The organism is Rhizobium sp. ERR 1071 (assembly GCF_007828675.1).
In the GTDB taxonomy this organism is placed as follows: domain Bacteria; phylum Pseudomonadota; class Alphaproteobacteria; order Rhizobiales; family Rhizobiaceae; genus Rhizobium; species Rhizobium dioscoreae.
In genome coordinates this window covers 823,278-840,533 of record NZ_VITM01000001.1, presented here as the reverse complement: position 1 = coordinate 840,533, position 17,256 = coordinate 823,278, and the positions used below count along the sequence as shown (strand labels likewise).

The following is a 17,256-nucleotide window of genomic DNA, read 5'->3' as shown; positions in this document are numbered from 1 at the left end:
GCGACGGCGGTCTTTGGTATCCGGGATGGGAGGAGGAGATCACCGGACGAGCCAATGAAAAGCACAACTCAAATCGTAATTCAAGCGTAACTTGAAAATGCTTGAAATTAAGATTCGGCTGGACTCGCTCGTCAAAAGAATCAATTATGAGAACATAAAAAGAACATCAGGGTGAAAAGATGAATGTCAAGACAGGCCCGGCGATCAGCGATGTCGCCTCGATCTCGATTGAATGCGCGGTATGCGGGCACTCGCGCTGGCGCCGTCCCGCCGATCTTTATCGGATTGGAATCAGGCCGACAGACCGCCTAGAGGCGGTTGCAAGTCGCCTTTTCTGCTCAAGCTGCAGAGAGGATGGTTTGCATGGCAAGGACGTTGTTGTGCAGGCTGCTTTCCTCACGGCGGAGGGAAGGAGATTGGCTGACGCTTACGTGGCCTCTAAAAACCCAGCAACTCGCGCAGCGGGATGATTCGCCACATGTTCTTCAGCGCGTAAGCGTTGAAGGTAAGGGTGTCGGCGGGATTGTATTGTTCACAGATGATCTCGCCCTTTGTCCTGCGAACCAGTTTCTTGACATAGGCTTTTCCGTTGCGTTCGCCGTCTTCCGGTAGCATCTCGATAAGAACGTGATCCCCAGGCACAGGCGCGCGTCCGCCGCAATACAGAAGCTCTCCGGGGTCGTACCGTGGCACCATGCTATCCGACAGGATATGGATGGCAAAGACATTGGCGACGTGCGCTAGGCCGGGTGGTCGACGAGCGTAGCCCGCCACCTCTCCATTGAGAAAAAAGTCTCCATCATCCCCGCCAACCGCACTACCGAGAACCTTGATGTCCATTGGTCCCATGCGGGGTGGCTCGGCTTCTGTGACAATCTCTGCCTCGTTGAGTGAAGCATCCTTGTCTTTGAACGCGACCTCTCCCCGATTGAGGGCCGCATAGTCGACGCCGAGAAAGTCGGCCGTTTTCAACAGATTTTCCGTCGAGGGAAGATTGTTGCCGGTTTCCCAATTTCCAACCGCTGCGACTTCAACTTCGAGGTGCGTTGCGATGTCCTGCATCACCAAGCCCTTCTGCTTGCGTGCTGCACGAATTGCCGCTCCCACGAGGACGGCTTTCTCATTTTTCGCCTTCTTAGCCATGCTTGCATTTGTAAGCCGTTCTTTAAAGTGATCCATTTAAGAGTACCTTGAAATTAAATTTAAGTTATGCTTGTATCCGCGACCATGAGATGGCGAGAACGAGCAGTAGACGCTTTGAGACGTGCCAGAGACGCCGCAGGCGGCTGGACAAATATCGCGCGCCCGCTTGGCATATCGCCGCAAGCGGTCGCGCAGTGGGAAATCGTTCCTGCTGACCGAGTTCTTGCCGTCGAAAAGGCGACGGGCATTTCGCGCCATGAGCTGCGGCCCGACGTGTTCGGTGAAATGACGGAGGCTGCAGAATGATGCGCCTCCTCGTATCTGGCGACCTTGACCGCTTTCGTGGCCGCCAATCAACCGCGCCGGCTCCGCCGAGCCGACGCGGCCAGTTCCCCCTGTGCCGTTTTCCTTCATCCGGCACCGCCTCCCGCAGGGGTGTTTCCCTGCACCCTTGCGGGCTTTGTCTTCTTCGCGTGTCACCTGCATGCGGACCTCCGTCGATCTGTTGACGGATTGAGTACGGCGCCAGGGCGCGCCGCGCATGGAATCATTTCGACTTTTTGTTTCCTTGACCACGATCGGGGGTGTCTTCGTGCGTCGTTTTTCCGAGACCGAATACTGTTCGCTAAAGCGCGTTCTTGATGTCGCCTATGAATTGGCGGGTGGCGTGACGGTGTTCCAGTACGTGACGCGCGTCGTCATATCGCAGCTTTCGAAATATGCATCGACCGATGCGGAGAACGAAAAGAAGTTCATCCCCGTCGATGTCGCGCTCGATCTCGACCGGGCGGCGAAACAGCCGGTCATCACGGCACGAATGGCCGAGCTTCTCGGCTACCGGCTTGAGCCGCTGGAACAGTGCATCGTAGTCGAAGAACCGCTTTCAGAGTCCGATGCGCTCCTGATCATGGATGAAGCGACCGCCCTTTGGCGGATGACGCGGCAGGCCTTCGCGGATGGCCGGATCGACGCCCTGGAGCGCAAGCAATTGCGGCTGAAGCTGCACGAGCTGATCCGCGCCGCCTCGAAAATCACCCAAAAACTCGACGAACTGGAGGTACGGCCATGACTGTCGTCACCGAACCCGGCGTCAGCCGCAAGGGGCGGACGCTGCTCTATCGCGTCCGCATCCATCAACGGCAATACGGCCGTCCTTACCATCTGCGTTGTGATGATGACCGATGCGGCGCGGCCAATGCCGCACGCGGTGGCTATGTGCGGCGCACGCCGAGCGCGGCGGATCTCGTGACGCTGACACCAAAGGGCGAATCCTATCTCGACCGGCTGATGAGGTGCGAATGATGCAGCGCGCCACGCCGTCACCCGCCGAAACCATGCGGGCTTTCGACTCACTCCCCAAGCCGCTCCGGCAAGCGATCGCCGGGGCGGCATTCGTCTATGACCCCGAGGAAATCTCGGTGCGCATTCTGAACGGCAGAAAGCCGGAAACGATCTTGCGCGGGATTGTCCGCTACGAGCGGAGGGCAGCGCCATGAACACCATCACGACCGCCAGGGAGCGCGCCGCCGCGCTCATGGATATCGCCATTCGCGAGGGCAGGGTCCGCAGCGCCGACCATAACGAGCGCAAGACCTGCATCAAGCTCAATGTCAAGGGCATGCTGCGCCGCGACGGCAAGGATGCCGATCTCTGGTATCCGACCGAACTTGCGGTCAAGAAGCATCGCCCGATGCCAGTGCCGGCAGTTGAAACCGCCACTGACCCATCGCAGGGACGGATGGCGGTTTGGCGCGATATCGCGAGCATCGAGATCGGCACCCGCCTGCGCCTTGCTGATCAGGCGAAGGTGGACTCGCTGAAGCCGTCCTTCCTCGAAATCGGCCAGAAGACGCCGATCACTGTTCAGGGGCAGGAGGGCGACGAGCGCGTGAAGCTTTCGGCGGGATTGCACCGGCTGGAAACGGCACGGCAGCTCGGTTGGGAAAAGGTGCTGTGCTTCCACGAGGCCTTCGACGATCTCGACCGGGAGCTTTGGGAGATAGACGAAAACCTTTGCCGCGCCGAACTGACAGCGGCCGACCGGGCGCTGTTCGTCGCCCGGCGCAAGGAAATCTATCTCGAAAAGCATCCGGAGACGGCGCAGCATGTTTCCGGTGGGCGCGCCCGCCAGAATGCAGCAAGCGACAAGTTGTCGTTTGCTGAATCGACGGCGCAAGCGACCGGACAAGACAAGCGCACAGTTCAGCGTGACGCCTCGCGCGGCGAAAAGATCGTGGACATGGCGCTGCATCGCCTGCGCGGTTCCCGCCTCGACAATGGTTCGTTTCTCGACCGCCTGAAGCAGGTGCCGCAGGACAAGCAGGTGCTTTACGTCGAGGCCGCGCTTGCGGATGAGAAGCGCAAGGCGGCCGATGCGAAGGAAAACCGCACGAGGCGGCTGCAGCATTCCCGCATGATCCGCACGGCGGTCATCAACCACATTGCCGAGCAGGGCAAGCGGGTGGCGGGTGAGTTGCCGCGTGCCGCTTTCGCTGTGGGGTATTGCGATGTGCCCTGGCAGCAGGAAGCATGGAGCGACGAGACCGGGCAGGACAAGGGGCTGCCTTATCCGTCCATGACGGTCGACGAGCTGATGGCGCTTTGCGCTGGCGAGCGCAGCCCGTTCACGCAGGATGCCATCCTGTATTTCTGGACGACGACGAACCGGCTCAACGATGCGCTGCGGATCATCAAGGCATGGGGCTTCTCCTATGTCAGCATGATCACATGGGACAAGGTGACTATCGGCATGGGTCGATGGGTGCGCGATCGCACCGAACACCTGATCATCTGCAAGCGCGGCAACTTCCCCGGCATCGACCTCTACACGGCCAAGCCGGAGAGCCTCTACAGCGAGGTAAAGACCGAGCATAGCCGCAAGCCGGTCTGGTTCGCGGAAGAGATCGAGCGGCTTTTCCCCGACATGCGCAAGCTGGAGCTTTTCCAGCGCAAGGAAAGCCTGCAGCCGGGCGATATCCGGCTCAACGGCAAATGGGAGTTTTGGGGCAATCAGGCGGGCGCGCCGGAAGGCGAGGCAGCGTGACAGACTTCCTCCCTGACGTTGACAATCTCGAAGATGCAGAAACCGACCAGCAGCGCGCCCGTTGGCTGATCCGGGCGTCACTGGCGAAGCTGCTGCGCGACGAAAGCCATATCCGCCGTCGCCTGCAGCTCGCCCAATTCCATGCCGGCATCACCTACCTCGAAGCCGAGCTGACCTTTCTTCGCAATCCACGCCGCGATGACGGCGGCCCCGTCGATCTGATCGGGATCGAGGTCGCGCGCGGCCGTATCGACCGAATCGCATGCGGCCTGCCGCCGCGCAACCTGGGGGCCTGAATGTACGCGGGGATACTTTTCGGGGAAACGACGACATCGCAGATCTTCGCCACGATGCAGGGCGACGGCGGCCGCTTGCCACCAATGATCGTCGATAGTTTCGCGGGCGGCGGCGGCGCATCGACCGGTATCGAGATGGCCTTGGGGCGGTCTCCCGATATCGCCATCAACCACAATGCGGATGCGCTGGCCCTGCACGCGGCAAATCATCCGGATACGCTGCATCTGTCTGAAAATGTCTACAAGGTCGATCCGCTCGACTACCTACGGGGCCGACATATCGGCCTGGCGTGGTTCTCGCCCGATTGCAAGCACTTCTCGAAAGCCAAGGGCGGCAAGCCGGTCGAGCGCAATATCCGCGATCTCTGCTGGATCATCCCGGCATGGGTCGAGCGTATCCAGAAGAGCGGCGGCAAGGTCGACGTGATCATCATGGAGAACGTCGAGGAGTTCAAGGATTACGGGCCGCTCGTGCAAACCGATCGCGGGTTGATGCCAGATCCGGAACGCAGGGGCGAAACCTTCCGCAAGTGGTGCAGGGAGATCCGCAAGCTTGGCGGGCGCATCGAGCATCGCGAGCTACGCGCCTGCGACTACGGCGCGCCGACCATCCGCAAGCGGTTGTTCGTCATCATCCGCTTTGACGGCAAGCCCGTGGTCTGGCCGAAGCCGACGCATGGGGCGCCTGACGACCGCGACGTGATCGCGGGCCGCAAGCTGCCGTGGCGGACGGCAGCCGAAATCATCGACTGGTCGCTGCCTTGCCCGTCGATTTTCGACTCGAGCAGCGAGATCATGGAAAAGCATGGCCTCAAGGCCGTGCGCCCGCTCGCAGATAACACCATGGCTCGCGTTGCGCGCGGCATGAAGCGGTACGTTCTCGATGCGGAACGACCGTTTATCGTGAACCTGACACACGGGGCGCGCTGCGAGGACTTAGCGCAGCCGTTCAATACGATCACAGGGGCACATCGTGGCGAGAAAGCCGTCGTGTCGCCATCAGTGATCCGCTTCAATACCGGCGCGACCGGTCAGGATCTGCGCGAGCCTTTATCCACCATCACCGCGAACGGCTACATCAAGCGGCCTGGTGGCTGCGCGCCGCTCGGTATCGTGGCCCCGCACTTGATGACGATGCGCAATTCGGGCAAGCCGTTCAACGGTGCAGATGAACCGACGCATACGATCACCGCGGGAGGCGCTGGGCTGACTGTGGTCGCTCCGACCTTGGTTGGCTGCGGTGGTCGCGCTGGGCAGAGCAGGCCTCGCAGTGGCGATGAACCTACAGCCACGATTACGGCTAAAGCCGATGTATGCGTTGCCACCGCGTTCATCGCGCAGCACAACAACGATAGCCGGCGCATCGGCGGCGTCAATCCTGGCAGACGCGTGGACGAACCGGTATCGACAGTGACGGCAAGCGGGGCACAACAAGGTGTCGTTTCCGCCTTCATATCGCGCCAGTTCGGGACATCGACCGGCCACGCGGCAGAGAAGCCGCTCGCCACGACTACAGCGGACGGAGGCGGCAAGTCCCTTCTGGTTGCCCCATATCTTCAGGCCTATTACGGGACCGGCGACGGCGGCGAGGAAGATCAACCCTGCCGCACCATCACGACCAAGGACCGTCACGGCCACGTCGAAGCGTCGATCAGCGCACCGCCGTTCACCGAAGCGCAGGTGACAAGAGCGCGTCGGGTTGCCGAATTCCTGCGATCTCATGGCTTTTGGGATGAGCGCGAGTTCGTGACGATCGTCATCGGCAGCGAGACTTTCGTGGTGGTTGATATCGGCATGCGCATGCTGACGCCGCGCGAGCTGTACAATGCTCAGGGGTTCCCGCCGCAGTACATTATCGACGGCGTCTGGATTGCTCCGGAGGCGGGCGGCGAAGCCATATGGAAGGCTTTTCCGAAGTCTGTTCAGGTGAGCTGCGTCGGCAACTCCGTATCGCCTGTCGTGGCCGCTGCGCTTGCTGCCGCCAATGCGGACCATTGCCGCGCCGAGAGGATGGCGGCATGAGCATCATGATCATGAGCCGCCTGTTCAAGATGAACCTTGGCGGCTGCAATCGAAAGCTTCTGGCGGTTCGCCTTGCCGATTTTGCCGATGACGACGGTCGCGGCATCTATCCCGGCGTGGCGCGCCTTGCGGCAGAGACGGAACTCTCTGAGCGCACCATCCAACGCATCCTTGCCGATTTCGTCAAGGAAGGGATTCTTGTGGTTGTGAAAGAGGCGACGGGAAGGCCCGGAATCGCCAACTCTTACGACTTCGATTTAGCTCGCCTGTTCGCCTATACCCCGAGCCAGACGGGTGACAGCGTGTCACCCGTCGAACACGGGAGAGGGGTGACAAATGAGCGGGAGAGGGGTGACACCGACGACAGAGACGGGTGTCACGGTGACACCCGAACCGTAATAGAACCTCCAATAGAACCTCCATCTAGGCGCGCGAGCGCGGAAGAGGGAGGTTTGGCTAGGGTTGATCGAAAGAAGATCGAGACGGACTTCACGCTCTGGTACGCCACTTGGAAAAAGGGCGATATCGAGTTTGCTCGTAACGCATGGATGGCTCTATCGGACGAAGAGCGCGCCGAGTGCATCGAGCGAACCCCGGCATATCTGCGATGGGCCAAGGCTGAGGATATCAGGGCAGCGGCGGTCTACCTCAAGCACAGGATGTGGCGCGACATGCCGGAAGAGCTGGTGGCTGTGCCAGCGCGCGGCATTGCCAAGGTCTGCGGCAAGCTGTGGATGGGTACGCGCCTGGCGGCGCTCTCCCGAGAGCCGACTGGCCGCTTCATCTTCACCACATTCGACGAAAGGGAGATCGCGGCAGGCCGGGCCACGAGAGAGGCGCTGGCGCACAGCAAGCGTCTTGAGCATGGTTGGCCGCTCGTGACCACCATGCGCGATCTGGCGCGCCGCAAGGAGCCGTTCGTCACGTCGCTTGCGTTGCTGCCCGCTGTCTCCGGGTTTCGTCAGGTGAAGAGCGACAGCGCTCTGTTCGCCGCATGGGCTGATCTGCACGAGCGTCACGGCTGGCCCTTCATCGAGCATCCCCACGATTACGTCTGGTTCCCGCCCGTCGACGACGATGCAGGCGACCTCAACCAGGCCGTCGAAGAAGCTTTGGAAACTTTCATTTCAACAATCAACGAGGCGGGCAATGACGATGCAGCATAAGCGTAACGGCATTTCCGGATTGCCGATCGAGATCCGCAAGTTTGCGTCCGACAAGCAGGATACGGCGATCAGCCTGCATCGCATGCGCATTCGCGAGATCGTCGCGGCAAGCAAGCGGGTTGCTGATGAAAACCCTGATCTGGCCGGTTGGTACTGCCTGCATGCGCTGACTGGTAGGGAATCATCTGTGGAAAAAGCCCTGACTGATGAGCGGGTAGAATGCCTGGTGCTGCGTGAACCGGAGCGCAAAGTTGTGCGCCGTGGGAGGGAATGGACACTGCCTGGTAAGCTCTGGCTACCCGGATTTGTGCTTGTTCGCTGTGTTCCTTCCAACGAGGCATTTCGCGGTTTGCTAGGTATTCAGCATGTCACCGATATCGTCGGCGGATGGGTGCGACCATATCGAGTGTCCGATGAATCGATCAGCCAATTCAATGCAGTCATGCAGGAGAAAGAGGAAGAGCGAGAACGCCAACGTCTGGAACAAGAGGCCAAGAACGCGAGCATAAAGGCAGGTGATAGGGTGCTGATCAAGCTGGGTCCATTCACCGGATTTGAGGCGAGAGTGGTGAAGATGCTGAAGGGTAAGGATAAGCGGTGCAACGTGGAATATAAACTCATGGGCCGTGCAGGGCAGCTCAATATCCCTCTTGCGAATCTCGAAAAGCTGTGAGTACAAATCACGTCAACGGGATGATCTGCGATCTCAGTGCACCCTTGGGCGATAGCCCTGAATGCCTCGGCAGGACGCGAGGCAAAGAGAGGAAACTCTCAGGTCGGTAGCCGGGCAGACCCCGCCTTGAAGGTCTCAAACAGAGACATCGATTCAAGGCCAGTGCGCAAGCTATGACATACAGACGGGCGGCCAGATGGTCGCCTTTTTCGTATAATGGTTATGGGCAGGCTATCGTCTATCAAACCAAGGCTGAAGGCGCTCGGCTCACGCATCGCAGCTCCATCGACTAGAGAAGAAGCGGAAGCGCAGCGCCATCGCGAGCGTGACCGCACGCAGCCATGGCGCGCCTGGTACAAGACGGCTCGTTGGCAGAAGCTGCGCATGAGCGTGCTGGTCCGTGACCTATTCACCTGCCAGATGAAGGGATGCGGCCGCATCGAGGCCGATACATCCCAACTCGTGGCAGACCACAAGACGCCGCACCATGGCGACGAGGCGTTGTTCTGGGATGAGAGCAATCTGCATTGCCTGTGCAAGCCATGCCACGACAGCCTGAAGCAAAAGCAGGAACGTCAATCGTTTCGGAGTTGGTGAGATCTGCCTGCGTCTCATCGTTCCCGTTGAGCAGGCGATAGCAAGGAGAAGTCGCATGAGCGAACGAGTTACGATGCGCGCAAAGATGCGTGTCACCGAGGTCAGTCGGTTCGAGGGTAGCGATCGCCTGAAGATGGTCGCTGTAGCCAAGAGCGGTTCGTATCCGGAGAGTGGATACGACGAGGATAATACCTATGCCAAGTTCTCGCCGCAGGGCGAACTGACGATCACCGTCGCCAATCCCGCATTGCTCGGCAAGATCGAGCCCGGCAAGCGGTTCTACCTCGACTTCATCGAGGCTGACCAGGCAGACCCGGCCTGACCGGACAAGGGGGGGGCGGGTCAAAAGTCCAGCAGGCCTTCCGGCCTAGACCCGCGCCCCATCCATTCGGAGAGTTTTTTCCCGTGACAGACGAAAAATCCGAGCTGGTCCAAGAACGCGACATGTTCGGCGACCCGATCTTGCCTATCAAGGATCGTCGCGGCCGGCCATCATTCGGAAAGAACAAGGAAAATCAAGAGCTTGTCTCTCTACTGCGCGCTGCAGGATGGACGCAATCGCGTATCGCTAACTATATCGGCTGCGATGAGAAGACTTTGCGCAAGAATTTTTCCCGAGAGCTTGAGCAGGGTCTCGATATCATCGAGGGCATGGCGCTCGAAGTGACGCTGAAGAAAATGAAGTCCGGCAACTCCGTCGCCATTTCTCGCGTCTTCGATATCATAGACAAGCAGGGCAAGCCCGCCGTTCCAATCGCTCCAAAGGCAGAGAAGCAGGAACGTCTCGGTAAGAAGGAGACCGCCAACCGCGAAGCGCAGACCGCACATGAGGGAACGGAATGGGGTACGCTTCTTCAATAAAGGCGGAATGGCAGTTCTCCTGCCCTGATTGGGTTGAACGCCTGAAATCCGGTCGCTCGCTCGTGCCTGCCCTTCCCCTCGATGCGGAAGAGGGTGAGCGGGCTGTCAAGATTTTTAATAAGCTCCGTCTTCCTGACGTTCCCGATCAGCCGACCATGGAGGAGGGCGCTGGCGACTGGTTCCGTGATATCGTTCGTGCTGTCTTTGGGTCGATAGACGAAAACGGCGAGCGTCATGTCCGTAAGGTCTTTGGCCTGGTGCCAAAGAAGAACTCGAAGACGACCGGCGGCGCCGGGATCATGGTGACGGCACTCCTCATGAACCGTCGCCCACGCGCTGAGTTTCTTCTGGTCGGGCCGACGCAGGACGTTGCGGATACTGCATTCCAGCAGGCATCCGGCATGATCGAGGCGGATGACTATCTGTCCAAGCGCTTCCAGTGCATAGAGCACCAGAAGACGATCAAGGACCGCCTTACTAAGGCGAAACTGAAGATCAAGACCTTCGATATGAAGGTGATGACTGGTGTAAAGCCTGTCGGCGTCCTGCTCGACGAGCTGCATGTCATGTCGGCTTACTCTTACGCCTCGCGCGTCCTTGGGCAGATCAGCGGCGGCCTCATTCCGAACCCGGAATCGTTCCTGATCATCATCACGACGCAGAGCGACGAGCCTCCGTCTGGGCCGTTCAAGGTCGAGTTGGAATATGCCCGAAATGTGCGGGACGGTAAGATCACAGACGCCCGCACGCTTCCGGTCCTCTATGAATTTCCGGAGGCAATGCAGCGCCATCCGGATCAGCCATGGAGTAACCCGGCGAATTGGCCGATGGTTCTCCCGAACCTAAACCTGTCGATCACTATCGACCGGTTGATGGAGGAGTGGAAGGAAGCCTCAGAGAAGGGTGAGGAAGAGCGCCGCCGCTGGGCATCACAGCATCTTAACGTCCAGATCGGGATGGCGATGCATGGCGATCGTTGGGGCGGCGTCGATTATTGGGAGGCGGCAGCCGACAAGGCAATCACCCTCGAATATCTGATCGAGAATTGCGACGTGATCGTCGCAGGCGGCGATGCTGGTGGCCTAGATGACCTTTGGGGCCTCGCTCTCATCGGTCGGCACAAAGTGACGCGGCACTGGCTACTCTGGATAAAGGCTTGGTGCCATCCGACCGTCTTGGAAGCTCGCAAGAACATCGCTGAGCTATTGAACGGCTTCGCTAAAGAAGGCGGCGATCTCGTCATCTGTGATCGACCAACGCAGGATGCGGAGGAGGCTGCAGCGATCATCGCTCGTGTCCGCGACGCGGGTCTCTTGCCGGATGACGGCGGCGTTGGTGTCGATGCGTGGGGCATAACCGCACTCGTCGAAGAGTTGGCCGTGCGGGAAATTGTCGATCCGCAAGTTCGCGCCGTTCCTCAAGGTGGGCGCCTCAGCTCGGCCGTGTTTGGGATCGAGCGCAAGCTGATGGATGGGACGTTTAAGCACTCCGGCTCCGAGCTGATGGCCTGGTGCGTAAGCAATGTGAAACTTGAGCATCGTCCGACCATGGTCCTCGTCGACAAGAAAGAGGCCTGGGCGAAGATCGATCCGGTCATGGCGATGCTTAACGCCGGCAAGCTGATGGAGCTTAACCCGGAAGCCTCCGGGGCGGGTGAGGCTGATTACTTCAAGCAATTCGCGGGGGCATCGTGAACATTCTGCAGAAGATGGCGAATGCCGTTGTGCGCACGCTTTCGCTGCGCAGTCCGGAGGGATGGTCGCGCACCGGCTCCGAGAGTGATGCAGGCGAAAGTGTCAATGACGCCAACGTCATGACGATTTCATCCGTATGGGCATGCGTGAACCTGATATCCGGCACGATTTCGTCCCTGCCGCTCATGGTCTACCGCCTCGATGGATCTGGAAACAGGATCGTGGCGAAGGACCATCCGCTCTATCGCATCCTTCATGACAGCCCGAACTATGACCAGACGGCTGTTGATTTCTGGGATTTCGTAGCGGCTTCGATCGAACTTCGCGGCAATGCCTATGCTCAGATCCTTCGATCAACGACGGCGATTATAGGGCTAGTCCCGGTTAATCCGGTGTGCATGAACGTGCGTCGCCTGTCAGACGGCTCGATACAGTATTCATGGACCGACAACGGAAAGTCGTACATCGAGTCTGATCGCGGTGTCCTACATATCCGCGGCTTCGGTGGCGATCCGCTCGGCGGCATGTCGACGTTGCAATTTGGCCGCCATGCCTTCGGGCTCGCACGCACGATCGACAAGACGGCCGGAAAGATGTTCGCGAACGGCATGCGGCCCGGCGTCACTCTAACCTTCGAGAAGTGGCTTACTGAACCTCAGCGTAATGCGATCGAGGGTAAGCTTGAGGACAAATTCGTTGGTGCCGTGAACGCCGGCAAGCCCTTTATTCTGGAAGGGGGCCAGAAGCTTCAGGTTATCGATATGAAGCCGGAAGACGCGCAGATGCTTCAGTCCCGCGCCTTCTCCGTGCAGGAGATTTGCCGATTCTTCGGTGTTCCGCCATTCATGATCGGCCACACCGAGAAAGTGACAAGCTTCGGCTCCGGTTTGTCGGAGCAGGTCCTTGGCTTCCAGAAGTTCACGCTTCGGCGTCGTTTGAAGCGCATTGAGCAGGCGCTCGAAAAGCAGCTGCTGACGCCAGCTGAGCGCGCGGCAGGAATTACGATCGAATTCAACCTTGATGGACTGCTGCGCGGAGATAGCTCGGCGCGCGCAACATTCTATCAGACGATGACGCAGATTGGCGCGATGACGATCAACGAAGTTCGCGCTCTGGAGAACATGCCGGCCGTTCCGGGCGGTGATATCCCGCGCATGCAGATGCAGAATGTTCCCATCAACGAAAGTGGGAAGCTTCCCAATGGCTCGAACAATTGAATTTGCGGAGTGCGCCATGACGCAGAACTATGATTTCTTGCTGGATACCAAGAGCGTCGGAGATGCGGGCGAATTCGAAGGCTATGCATCGACATTCGGCAATGTCGACCAGGGTGGCGATGTTGTCGAGCCGGGCGCCTTCATCGAAAGCATCGTGAAGGCGAAGGCGGACAAGCGCACCATACCGATGCTATGGCAGCATGATCAGCGAGAGCCCATCGGCGTCTGGAAAGACATTTCCGAGGACGCCAAGGGTCTTTACGTGAAAGGCCAACTGCTGGTCGATCATGACCCGCTCGCCAAGCGGGCGCACGCGCTGCTGAAGGCCAAAGCCATCGGCGGCATGTCCATCGGCTATCGCGTTCCTCCCGGTGGCATCGTCGAAGACGAAAAGCGTCGCGGTGTCAGCCGCTTGAAGACGGTCGATCTTCGCGAAATTTCGCTCGTCACCATGCCCATGAACGTAGAGGCGCGTGTCACCTCCGTCAAAACCATTCTGGAGGCCGGCAAGATGCCGACCGTCAGAGAATTCGAGGAATTCCTGCGGGATGCAGGCGGTTTCTCGAAAGCCCTTGCCACGGCAATTGCCAGCAAGGCCGCACCGCATCTTCGGGGGGAGCCCGAAACGCCGGCAAGCGACGCTACCACCTTCCTGCAGGCTCTCCTGCGCTAATCCAACATTGGAGACTACCATGAAACTGAAGATGCGTTTCTACGCGTCGGCCTTTGCTGTGCTCGGCGCAATGAGTGCAAACGAACGTGCTGCTGGCCGCTATCTGCGCGATGCAGCAGGCCATGACACCAAATCGGCAAAGGAACTCGCCGACGAGGTAAAGGCCCTATTCCAGAAGTCGATGGACGAAACCAAGGAGATTGCCGAAAAGGCGCTCGGTGAGGCCAAGAAAAGCGGCGATCTGTCGACCAGCATCAAGGAGAAGGCAGACGAGGCACTTCTCAAGATGAATGGTCTAATGGAGCAGGTTGCCGAATTCGAACAGAAGCTCGCACGCAATCGCGGCGATGGTGCCGACGCGGAGAAGAGCCTGGGCCAGCAGTTCGTCGAAGATGCGAAGGTCAAGGAGTTCTGTGGGCAGGGCACGCCGCGCGGCCGGGTGGATATGCAGGTCAAGGCCGTCATCACGACCGCCAATACTGATACCGCCGGCGCAATCGGCGCCGCCATTCCTCCGACCAGGCTCCCCGGCATTATCGCGCCGCCTGAGCGCCGCATGACGGTGCGTGACTTGATCACCCCTGGCCGAATGGATGGCGGTGTCCTCGAATACGTGCAGGAGACCGGCTTCACCAACGGCGCCGGCATGGTTGCGGAAGGGGCTGCTAAGCCTCAATCCGATATCAAGTTTGCACTCAAGAATACGTCGGCGAAGGTCATCGCGCATCACTTCAAGGCCTCTCGCCAGGCAATGGAAGACTTTGCGCAGCTGGCCTCCTACATCGACGGGCGCGGCCGTTATGGCCTCGCCTTCAAGGAGGAAACGCAGCTGCTGAACGGCGACGGCACCGGACAGAATTTGCTCGGCATCATTCCGCAGGCAACGGCGTTCGCAGCTCCGATCGCACTGACCGATCCGACCAGCATCGACATCATGCGTCTGGCGATGCTGCAGGCCGTCCTGGCAGAGTATCCGGCCACGGGTCACGTCATGAACCCGATCGATTGGGCCTGGGTCGAAACACTCAAGGATACGACCGGTCGCTACATCATCGGCAATCCGCAAGGCACCATCACGCCGACCCTTTGGGGTCTGCCTGTGGTTCAGACGCAGGCCATTGCCGTCGACAAATTCCTGACCGGCGCATTCAAGCTCGGCGCTCAGATCTTTGACCGCTGGCTGGCACGCGTCGAGATCGCCACGGAAAACGAAGATGACTTCATCAAGAACCTGATCACCATGCTGATTGAAGAACGTCTTGCGCTGGCGGTATACCGACCGGAGGCATTCGTTTACGGCGATTTCGGTCGCGTGGCCTGATCTTCGGCTCATTATAGCGGGCGGCTTTCTCCGCCCGCTTCATGAACCGAAGGAGAGTGTCATGAACAAGGTTGTGGAATACGAAGTGCTCCGTGAGCATGAAGGTGACCGCTTCTACAGGCGCGGTGAGCGTCGGGAGCTTCTGGAAAACGAAGCGAAGCATCTTGTCGGCCTCGGGGTTCTGGGTCTGCCCGGCTCCTCATCGAAAGCGGCGCCCGCAGCTGCTGGCGCCCGAACAAGGTCCGATATCGAGGCGGAGTTCAATTCCTTTGTCGATAAAGCCAACCAGGCGCGAGGGGCAATCGAAGCCGAGCTGACGAAGGCCAGGCAAGCTGCAGACGGCAAGATCAATGAAATTGCTGCCGAAGTTACTGCCGCTCGCCAGAGTGCCGACGCGGCGCTCGGCTCGATCCAATCCGAACTTGATACGGCCCGCAAGGATGCCGATGCCAAGATCCGCGCGATTGCGGCGGAGATTGAAAAAGCGAAATCTGAGGCATCGGGGAAGAGCAAACCCGAAGAACAGCCTTCCAATAGGGCTGAACAGGCTCCCGAAAAGAACAAGTAGGATATCAGCGTGCGTGTCGTCGTTATCGAAGCACCGACCGAGATCATTTCGGTTGATGAGGCAAAGAAATTCCTCATCATCGACCAGGACATCACCGATGACGATGATCTGATCAAGTCGTTCATCCTTGCTGCGACGCAGTGGCTGGACGGCCCGGAAGGATGGCTCGGCCGCGCGCTCGGCATTCAGGTTCTGGAATGGCAGCGATGCAACTGGCCGACCGATCGAGAGCGTCTGCCATTTCCGCCTGAAGTGGAGATTATTTCGATAAAGTATATAGATCCGGATGGCATCGAGCAGACTTGGCCTCTTCCGACGCCGCTCCATTTCGACGATCTGCCAGCAGTTCGTGGACGTGATGGCGACGTGAAGATCCGCTACCGCGCGGGCTACGGAACTCAAGATCCTGATGCTCCCGACAAGTGGAACAACGCCGTGCCGGAACCGATCAGGACGGCGATCAAGATGCTTGTTGCTCAGTGGTATAACGTGCGAGAGCCTGTCGTTTCGACTGGGCAACAGCCGTTTGCGATGCCTTTTGCCGTCGAGGCGCTGCTTTCGCCATATAGGGTTTGGTGATCCATGGCCCGCGTCCGCTTCATCGCCGATTTCGATTACAAGCCACTGCCTTCGATGACCATCGCCTATCGGGCTGGCATGGTCTGCGTCGTGAAGCGTGAATGCGCCGATAAGGCCATCGCCGCAGGCAAGGCGGTTGATTTTTTCATGAACAGGGAACCAGTTGATGGCAGCGACGAGATCGGCCGGTGATCTGTTCTTTCATGTCGCCTTCGACAAGCGTGTCGATATCGACGATGGCGCAGGCAATACGGTTGGCGAATGGCGGGAGCAGTTTCAATGCCGTGCCGGATTTACGCATCTGCGCGGCGGCGAAAGCGTCATGGCTGAGCGCCTTCAGGGCCAGCATACGCAGGTCATCTTCGTGCGCCGCTCATCGGCGTCGCGGCAGGTCACGACGGACTGGCGGGTCCGCGATGTGAGGGATGGAAAGTCGTTCAACATCCGCGATATCACGCCGACAGATGACCGGTTGTGGCTGGATTTCCTCTGCCAGAGCGGGGTGGCCGCCGGATGACCAGAATCACCAATCTTGATCGTCTTAACAGGAAGCTCAAGCAGCTTCCGGCCATTGCTCGCGAGATGATCCGCGCCGAAATGGCAAAAGCGGCCGATGAGATTGTCGGCATGATGAAGCGCCTCGCGCCGGTCCTGGCGGTTCCGGTGAAAGACAGACGGTCCGGTGCCCTGCGGGATAGCATTGGTTGGACATGGGGTTCGGCGCCCAAGGGTTCGGCTGTTGTCGCCACTGTCGCCAGCAAGTCAGGCGACATGGCGATCACCATCTATGCCGGTAACGCGGAAGCCTACTATGCGCGATGGGTGGAGTTTGGAACGCAGAAGATGCGGGCGCAGCCATACTTCTATGTCAGCTGGCGCGCGAACAAGCGGCGCACCGTGCGCCGTCTCGGGAAAGCGGTACGGGATGCGGCAAAGAAAGTGGCGGCGTCATGAGCGAGGATGCATCTTTTGAGCTGCAGAAGGCAATCGTCACCCTTCTAAAGAATGACGCCGGCGTCATTTCGCTCGTGGCAGGCCGGGTCTATGACCGTGTTCCGCAAGATGATGCGGGCAACACGACGGCGACATTCCCTTATATCTCGCTTGGCCCGGATCAGGAGATACCGGACCCTGCCGAGTGTATCCGGGCATCAGAATTCATCCTGCAGATCGACGCATGGTCTCGCGCGGTCGGCTTTCCTGAGGTCAAGCGCATAGCTCGCGCGATCGAGGATGCCCTTGACGAGGTTGAATTGCCTCTCGTCGATAATGCGCAGGTCTATTTCGAGTATGACGGCCGCCGCGTCTTTCGCGACCCGGACGGACTGACCTCTCATGCGGCGCTGACGTTCCGCGCCGGTATCGAGAAACCCTGACATCAAGGAATATCGGCGAATGCCGAT

23 protein-coding genes are annotated in these 17,256 nt (G+C 59.3%); 22 read left to right on the top strand and 1 reads right to left on the bottom strand.

Going from position 1 to position 17,256, the window contains the following annotated elements; translation table 11 throughout:
- Window positions 1–438: 438 nt before the first annotated feature.
- Window positions 439–1,143, bottom strand: a complete 705-nt coding sequence (locus FBZ99_RS04225; protein WP_145631819.1) for an XRE family transcriptional regulator — start codon at window positions 1,141–1,143, stop codon at window positions 439–441.
- 114 nt (window positions 1,144–1,257) lie between these two features.
- Here FBZ99_RS04225 and FBZ99_RS04220 point away from each other — a divergent pair, with 114 nt between their 5' ends.
- The 22 genes from FBZ99_RS04220 (at window position 1,258) to FBZ99_RS04115 (ending at window position 17,229) form a co-directional block, all read left to right on the top strand.
- Window positions 1,258–1,449: a transcriptional regulator gene (locus tag FBZ99_RS04220; RefSeq protein WP_246661068.1), complete on the top strand. Its 192-nt coding sequence runs from the start codon at window positions 1,258–1,260 to the stop codon at window positions 1,447–1,449.
- Between the two features lie 286 nt (window positions 1,450–1,735).
- Window positions 1,736–2,212, top strand: coding sequence for a hypothetical protein (locus tag FBZ99_RS04215; RefSeq protein ID WP_145631597.1), 477 nt, complete (start codon window positions 1,736–1,738; stop codon window positions 2,210–2,212).
- Window positions 2,209–2,445 (top strand): hypothetical protein, encoded by a 237-nt coding sequence (locus tag FBZ99_RS04210; RefSeq protein WP_145631594.1) that lies wholly within the window; start codon window positions 2,209–2,211, stop codon window positions 2,443–2,445. Before FBZ99_RS04215 ends, FBZ99_RS04210 begins: the two co-directional genes overlap by 4 nt.
- A complete protein-coding gene (locus FBZ99_RS04205; protein WP_145631591.1) occupies window positions 2,442–2,639 on the top strand; it encodes a DUF6525 family protein in 198 nt (65 codons plus the stop codon). Before FBZ99_RS04210 ends, FBZ99_RS04205 begins: the two co-directional genes overlap by 4 nt.
- Window positions 2,636–4,186 carry an MT-A70 family methyltransferase gene (locus FBZ99_RS04200; protein ID WP_246661067.1) on the top strand — a complete coding sequence of 517 codons (1,551 nt, stop codon included), beginning with the start codon at window positions 2,636–2,638 and terminating at the stop codon, window positions 4,184–4,186. Before FBZ99_RS04205 ends, FBZ99_RS04200 begins: the two co-directional genes overlap by 4 nt.
- Window positions 4,183–4,482, top strand: a complete 300-nt coding sequence (locus FBZ99_RS04195; RefSeq protein ID WP_145631588.1) for a hypothetical protein — start codon at window positions 4,183–4,185, stop codon at window positions 4,480–4,482. Before FBZ99_RS04200 ends, FBZ99_RS04195 begins: the two co-directional genes overlap by 4 nt.
- On the top strand, window positions 4,483–6,504 hold the full coding sequence (locus tag FBZ99_RS04190; protein ID WP_145631585.1) for a DNA cytosine methyltransferase: 2,022 nt from the start codon (window positions 4,483–4,485) through the stop codon (window positions 6,502–6,504).
- On the top strand, window positions 6,501–7,670 hold the full coding sequence (locus tag FBZ99_RS04185) for a helix-turn-helix domain-containing protein (protein WP_145631582.1): 1,170 nt from the start codon (window positions 6,501–6,503) through the stop codon (window positions 7,668–7,670). The genes FBZ99_RS04190 and FBZ99_RS04185 overlap by 4 nt, the downstream gene beginning before the upstream one ends.
- Window positions 7,654–8,343, top strand: coding sequence for a transcription termination/antitermination protein NusG (gene nusG, locus FBZ99_RS04180; protein WP_186450284.1), 690 nt, complete (start codon window positions 7,654–7,656; stop codon window positions 8,341–8,343). Before FBZ99_RS04185 ends, nusG begins: the two co-directional genes overlap by 17 nt.
- Before the next feature lie 222 nt (window positions 8,344–8,565).
- Window positions 8,566–8,940 carry an HNH endonuclease gene (locus FBZ99_RS04175; protein WP_145631576.1) on the top strand — a complete coding sequence of 125 codons (375 nt, stop codon included), beginning with the start codon at window positions 8,566–8,568 and terminating at the stop codon, window positions 8,938–8,940.
- Window positions 8,941–8,995: 55 nt separating this feature from the next.
- On the top strand, window positions 8,996–9,262 hold the full coding sequence (locus FBZ99_RS04170; protein WP_210248374.1) for a hypothetical protein: 267 nt from the start codon (window positions 8,996–8,998) through the stop codon (window positions 9,260–9,262).
- 83 nt (window positions 9,263–9,345) lie between these two features.
- Window positions 9,346–9,801 carry a hypothetical protein gene (locus tag FBZ99_RS04165; RefSeq protein ID WP_145631573.1) on the top strand — a complete coding sequence of 152 codons (456 nt, stop codon included), beginning with the start codon at window positions 9,346–9,348 and terminating at the stop codon, window positions 9,799–9,801.
- Window positions 9,780–11,495: a terminase large subunit gene (locus FBZ99_RS04160; RefSeq protein ID WP_145631570.1), complete on the top strand. Its 1,716-nt coding sequence runs from the start codon at window positions 9,780–9,782 to the stop codon at window positions 11,493–11,495. Before FBZ99_RS04165 ends, FBZ99_RS04160 begins: the two co-directional genes overlap by 22 nt.
- Entirely contained in the window at window positions 11,492–12,712 is a 1,221-nt protein-coding gene (locus FBZ99_RS04155) for a phage portal protein (protein ID WP_145631567.1), read from the top strand. The genes FBZ99_RS04160 and FBZ99_RS04155 overlap by 4 nt, the downstream gene beginning before the upstream one ends.
- Before the next feature lie 16 nt (window positions 12,713–12,728).
- Window positions 12,729–13,385, top strand: coding sequence for an HK97 family phage prohead protease (locus FBZ99_RS04150; protein ID WP_186450283.1), 657 nt, complete (start codon window positions 12,729–12,731; stop codon window positions 13,383–13,385).
- Window positions 13,386–13,455: 70 nt separating this feature from the next.
- Entirely contained in the window at window positions 13,456–14,706 is a 1,251-nt protein-coding gene (locus tag FBZ99_RS04145) for a phage major capsid protein (RefSeq protein ID WP_442966440.1), read from the top strand.
- Window positions 14,707–14,767: 61 nt separating this feature from the next.
- The gene (locus FBZ99_RS04140; protein WP_145631559.1) at window positions 14,768–15,274 is read left to right on the top strand and encodes a hypothetical protein; all 507 of its coding nucleotides are present in this window, start codon (window positions 14,768–14,770) and stop codon (window positions 15,272–15,274) included.
- 9 nt (window positions 15,275–15,283) lie between these two features.
- The gene (locus FBZ99_RS04135) at window positions 15,284–15,853 is read left to right on the top strand and encodes a head-tail connector protein (RefSeq protein WP_186450282.1); all 570 of its coding nucleotides are present in this window, start codon (window positions 15,284–15,286) and stop codon (window positions 15,851–15,853) included.
- Between the two features lie 3 nt (window positions 15,854–15,856).
- On the top strand, window positions 15,857–16,045 hold the full coding sequence (locus FBZ99_RS04130) for a hypothetical protein (protein WP_145631553.1): 189 nt from the start codon (window positions 15,857–15,859) through the stop codon (window positions 16,043–16,045).
- Complete coding sequence (locus FBZ99_RS04125) at window positions 16,020–16,370, top strand: phage head closure protein (RefSeq protein WP_145631550.1); 351 nt, start codon at window positions 16,020–16,022, stop codon at window positions 16,368–16,370. The genes FBZ99_RS04130 and FBZ99_RS04125 overlap by 26 nt, the downstream gene beginning before the upstream one ends.
- Complete coding sequence (locus FBZ99_RS04120) at window positions 16,367–16,807, top strand: HK97-gp10 family putative phage morphogenesis protein (protein ID WP_145631547.1); 441 nt, start codon at window positions 16,367–16,369, stop codon at window positions 16,805–16,807. Before FBZ99_RS04125 ends, FBZ99_RS04120 begins: the two co-directional genes overlap by 4 nt.
- Complete coding sequence (locus FBZ99_RS04115) at window positions 16,804–17,229, top strand: DUF3168 domain-containing protein (RefSeq protein WP_145631544.1); 426 nt, start codon at window positions 16,804–16,806, stop codon at window positions 17,227–17,229. The genes FBZ99_RS04120 and FBZ99_RS04115 overlap by 4 nt, the downstream gene beginning before the upstream one ends.
- The last annotated feature ends 27 nt before the right edge of the window (window positions 17,230–17,256 follow it).

Coding starts and splice junctions, on each gene's coding strand:
- FBZ99_RS04225 (WP_145631819.1), bottom strand. CDS start 1,143: ATGGCTAAGAAGGCGAAAAATGAGAAAGCCGTCCTCGTGGGAGCGGCA.
- FBZ99_RS04210 (WP_145631594.1), top strand. CDS start 2,209: ATGACTGTCGTCACCGAACCCGGCGTCAGCCGCAAGGGGCGGACGCTG.
- FBZ99_RS04205 (WP_145631591.1), top strand. CDS start 2,442: ATGATGCAGCGCGCCACGCCGTCACCCGCCGAAACCATGCGGGCTTTC.
- FBZ99_RS04200 (WP_246661067.1), top strand. CDS start 2,636: ATGAACACCATCACGACCGCCAGGGAGCGCGCCGCCGCGCTCATGGAT.
- FBZ99_RS04190 (WP_145631585.1), top strand. CDS start 4,483: ATGTACGCGGGGATACTTTTCGGGGAAACGACGACATCGCAGATCTTC.
- FBZ99_RS04185 (WP_145631582.1), top strand. CDS start 6,501: ATGAGCATCATGATCATGAGCCGCCTGTTCAAGATGAACCTTGGCGGC.
- nusG (WP_186450284.1), top strand. CDS start 7,654: ATGACGATGCAGCATAAGCGTAACGGCATTTCCGGATTGCCGATCGAG.
- FBZ99_RS04175 (WP_145631576.1), top strand. CDS start 8,566: ATGGGCAGGCTATCGTCTATCAAACCAAGGCTGAAGGCGCTCGGCTCA.
- FBZ99_RS04170 (WP_210248374.1), top strand. CDS start 8,996: ATGAGCGAACGAGTTACGATGCGCGCAAAGATGCGTGTCACCGAGGTC.
- FBZ99_RS04160 (WP_145631570.1), top strand. CDS start 9,780: ATGGGGTACGCTTCTTCAATAAAGGCGGAATGGCAGTTCTCCTGCCCT.
- FBZ99_RS04150 (WP_186450283.1), top strand. CDS start 12,729: ATGACGCAGAACTATGATTTCTTGCTGGATACCAAGAGCGTCGGAGAT.
- FBZ99_RS04145 (WP_442966440.1), top strand. CDS start 13,456: ATGAGTGCAAACGAACGTGCTGCTGGCCGCTATCTGCGCGATGCAGCA.
- FBZ99_RS04140 (WP_145631559.1), top strand. CDS start 14,768: ATGAACAAGGTTGTGGAATACGAAGTGCTCCGTGAGCATGAAGGTGAC.
- FBZ99_RS04130 (WP_145631553.1), top strand. CDS start 15,857: ATGGCCCGCGTCCGCTTCATCGCCGATTTCGATTACAAGCCACTGCCT.
- FBZ99_RS04125 (WP_145631550.1), top strand. CDS start 16,020: ATGGCAGCGACGAGATCGGCCGGTGATCTGTTCTTTCATGTCGCCTTC.
- FBZ99_RS04120 (WP_145631547.1), top strand. CDS start 16,367: ATGACCAGAATCACCAATCTTGATCGTCTTAACAGGAAGCTCAAGCAG.
- FBZ99_RS04115 (WP_145631544.1), top strand. CDS start 16,804: ATGAGCGAGGATGCATCTTTTGAGCTGCAGAAGGCAATCGTCACCCTT.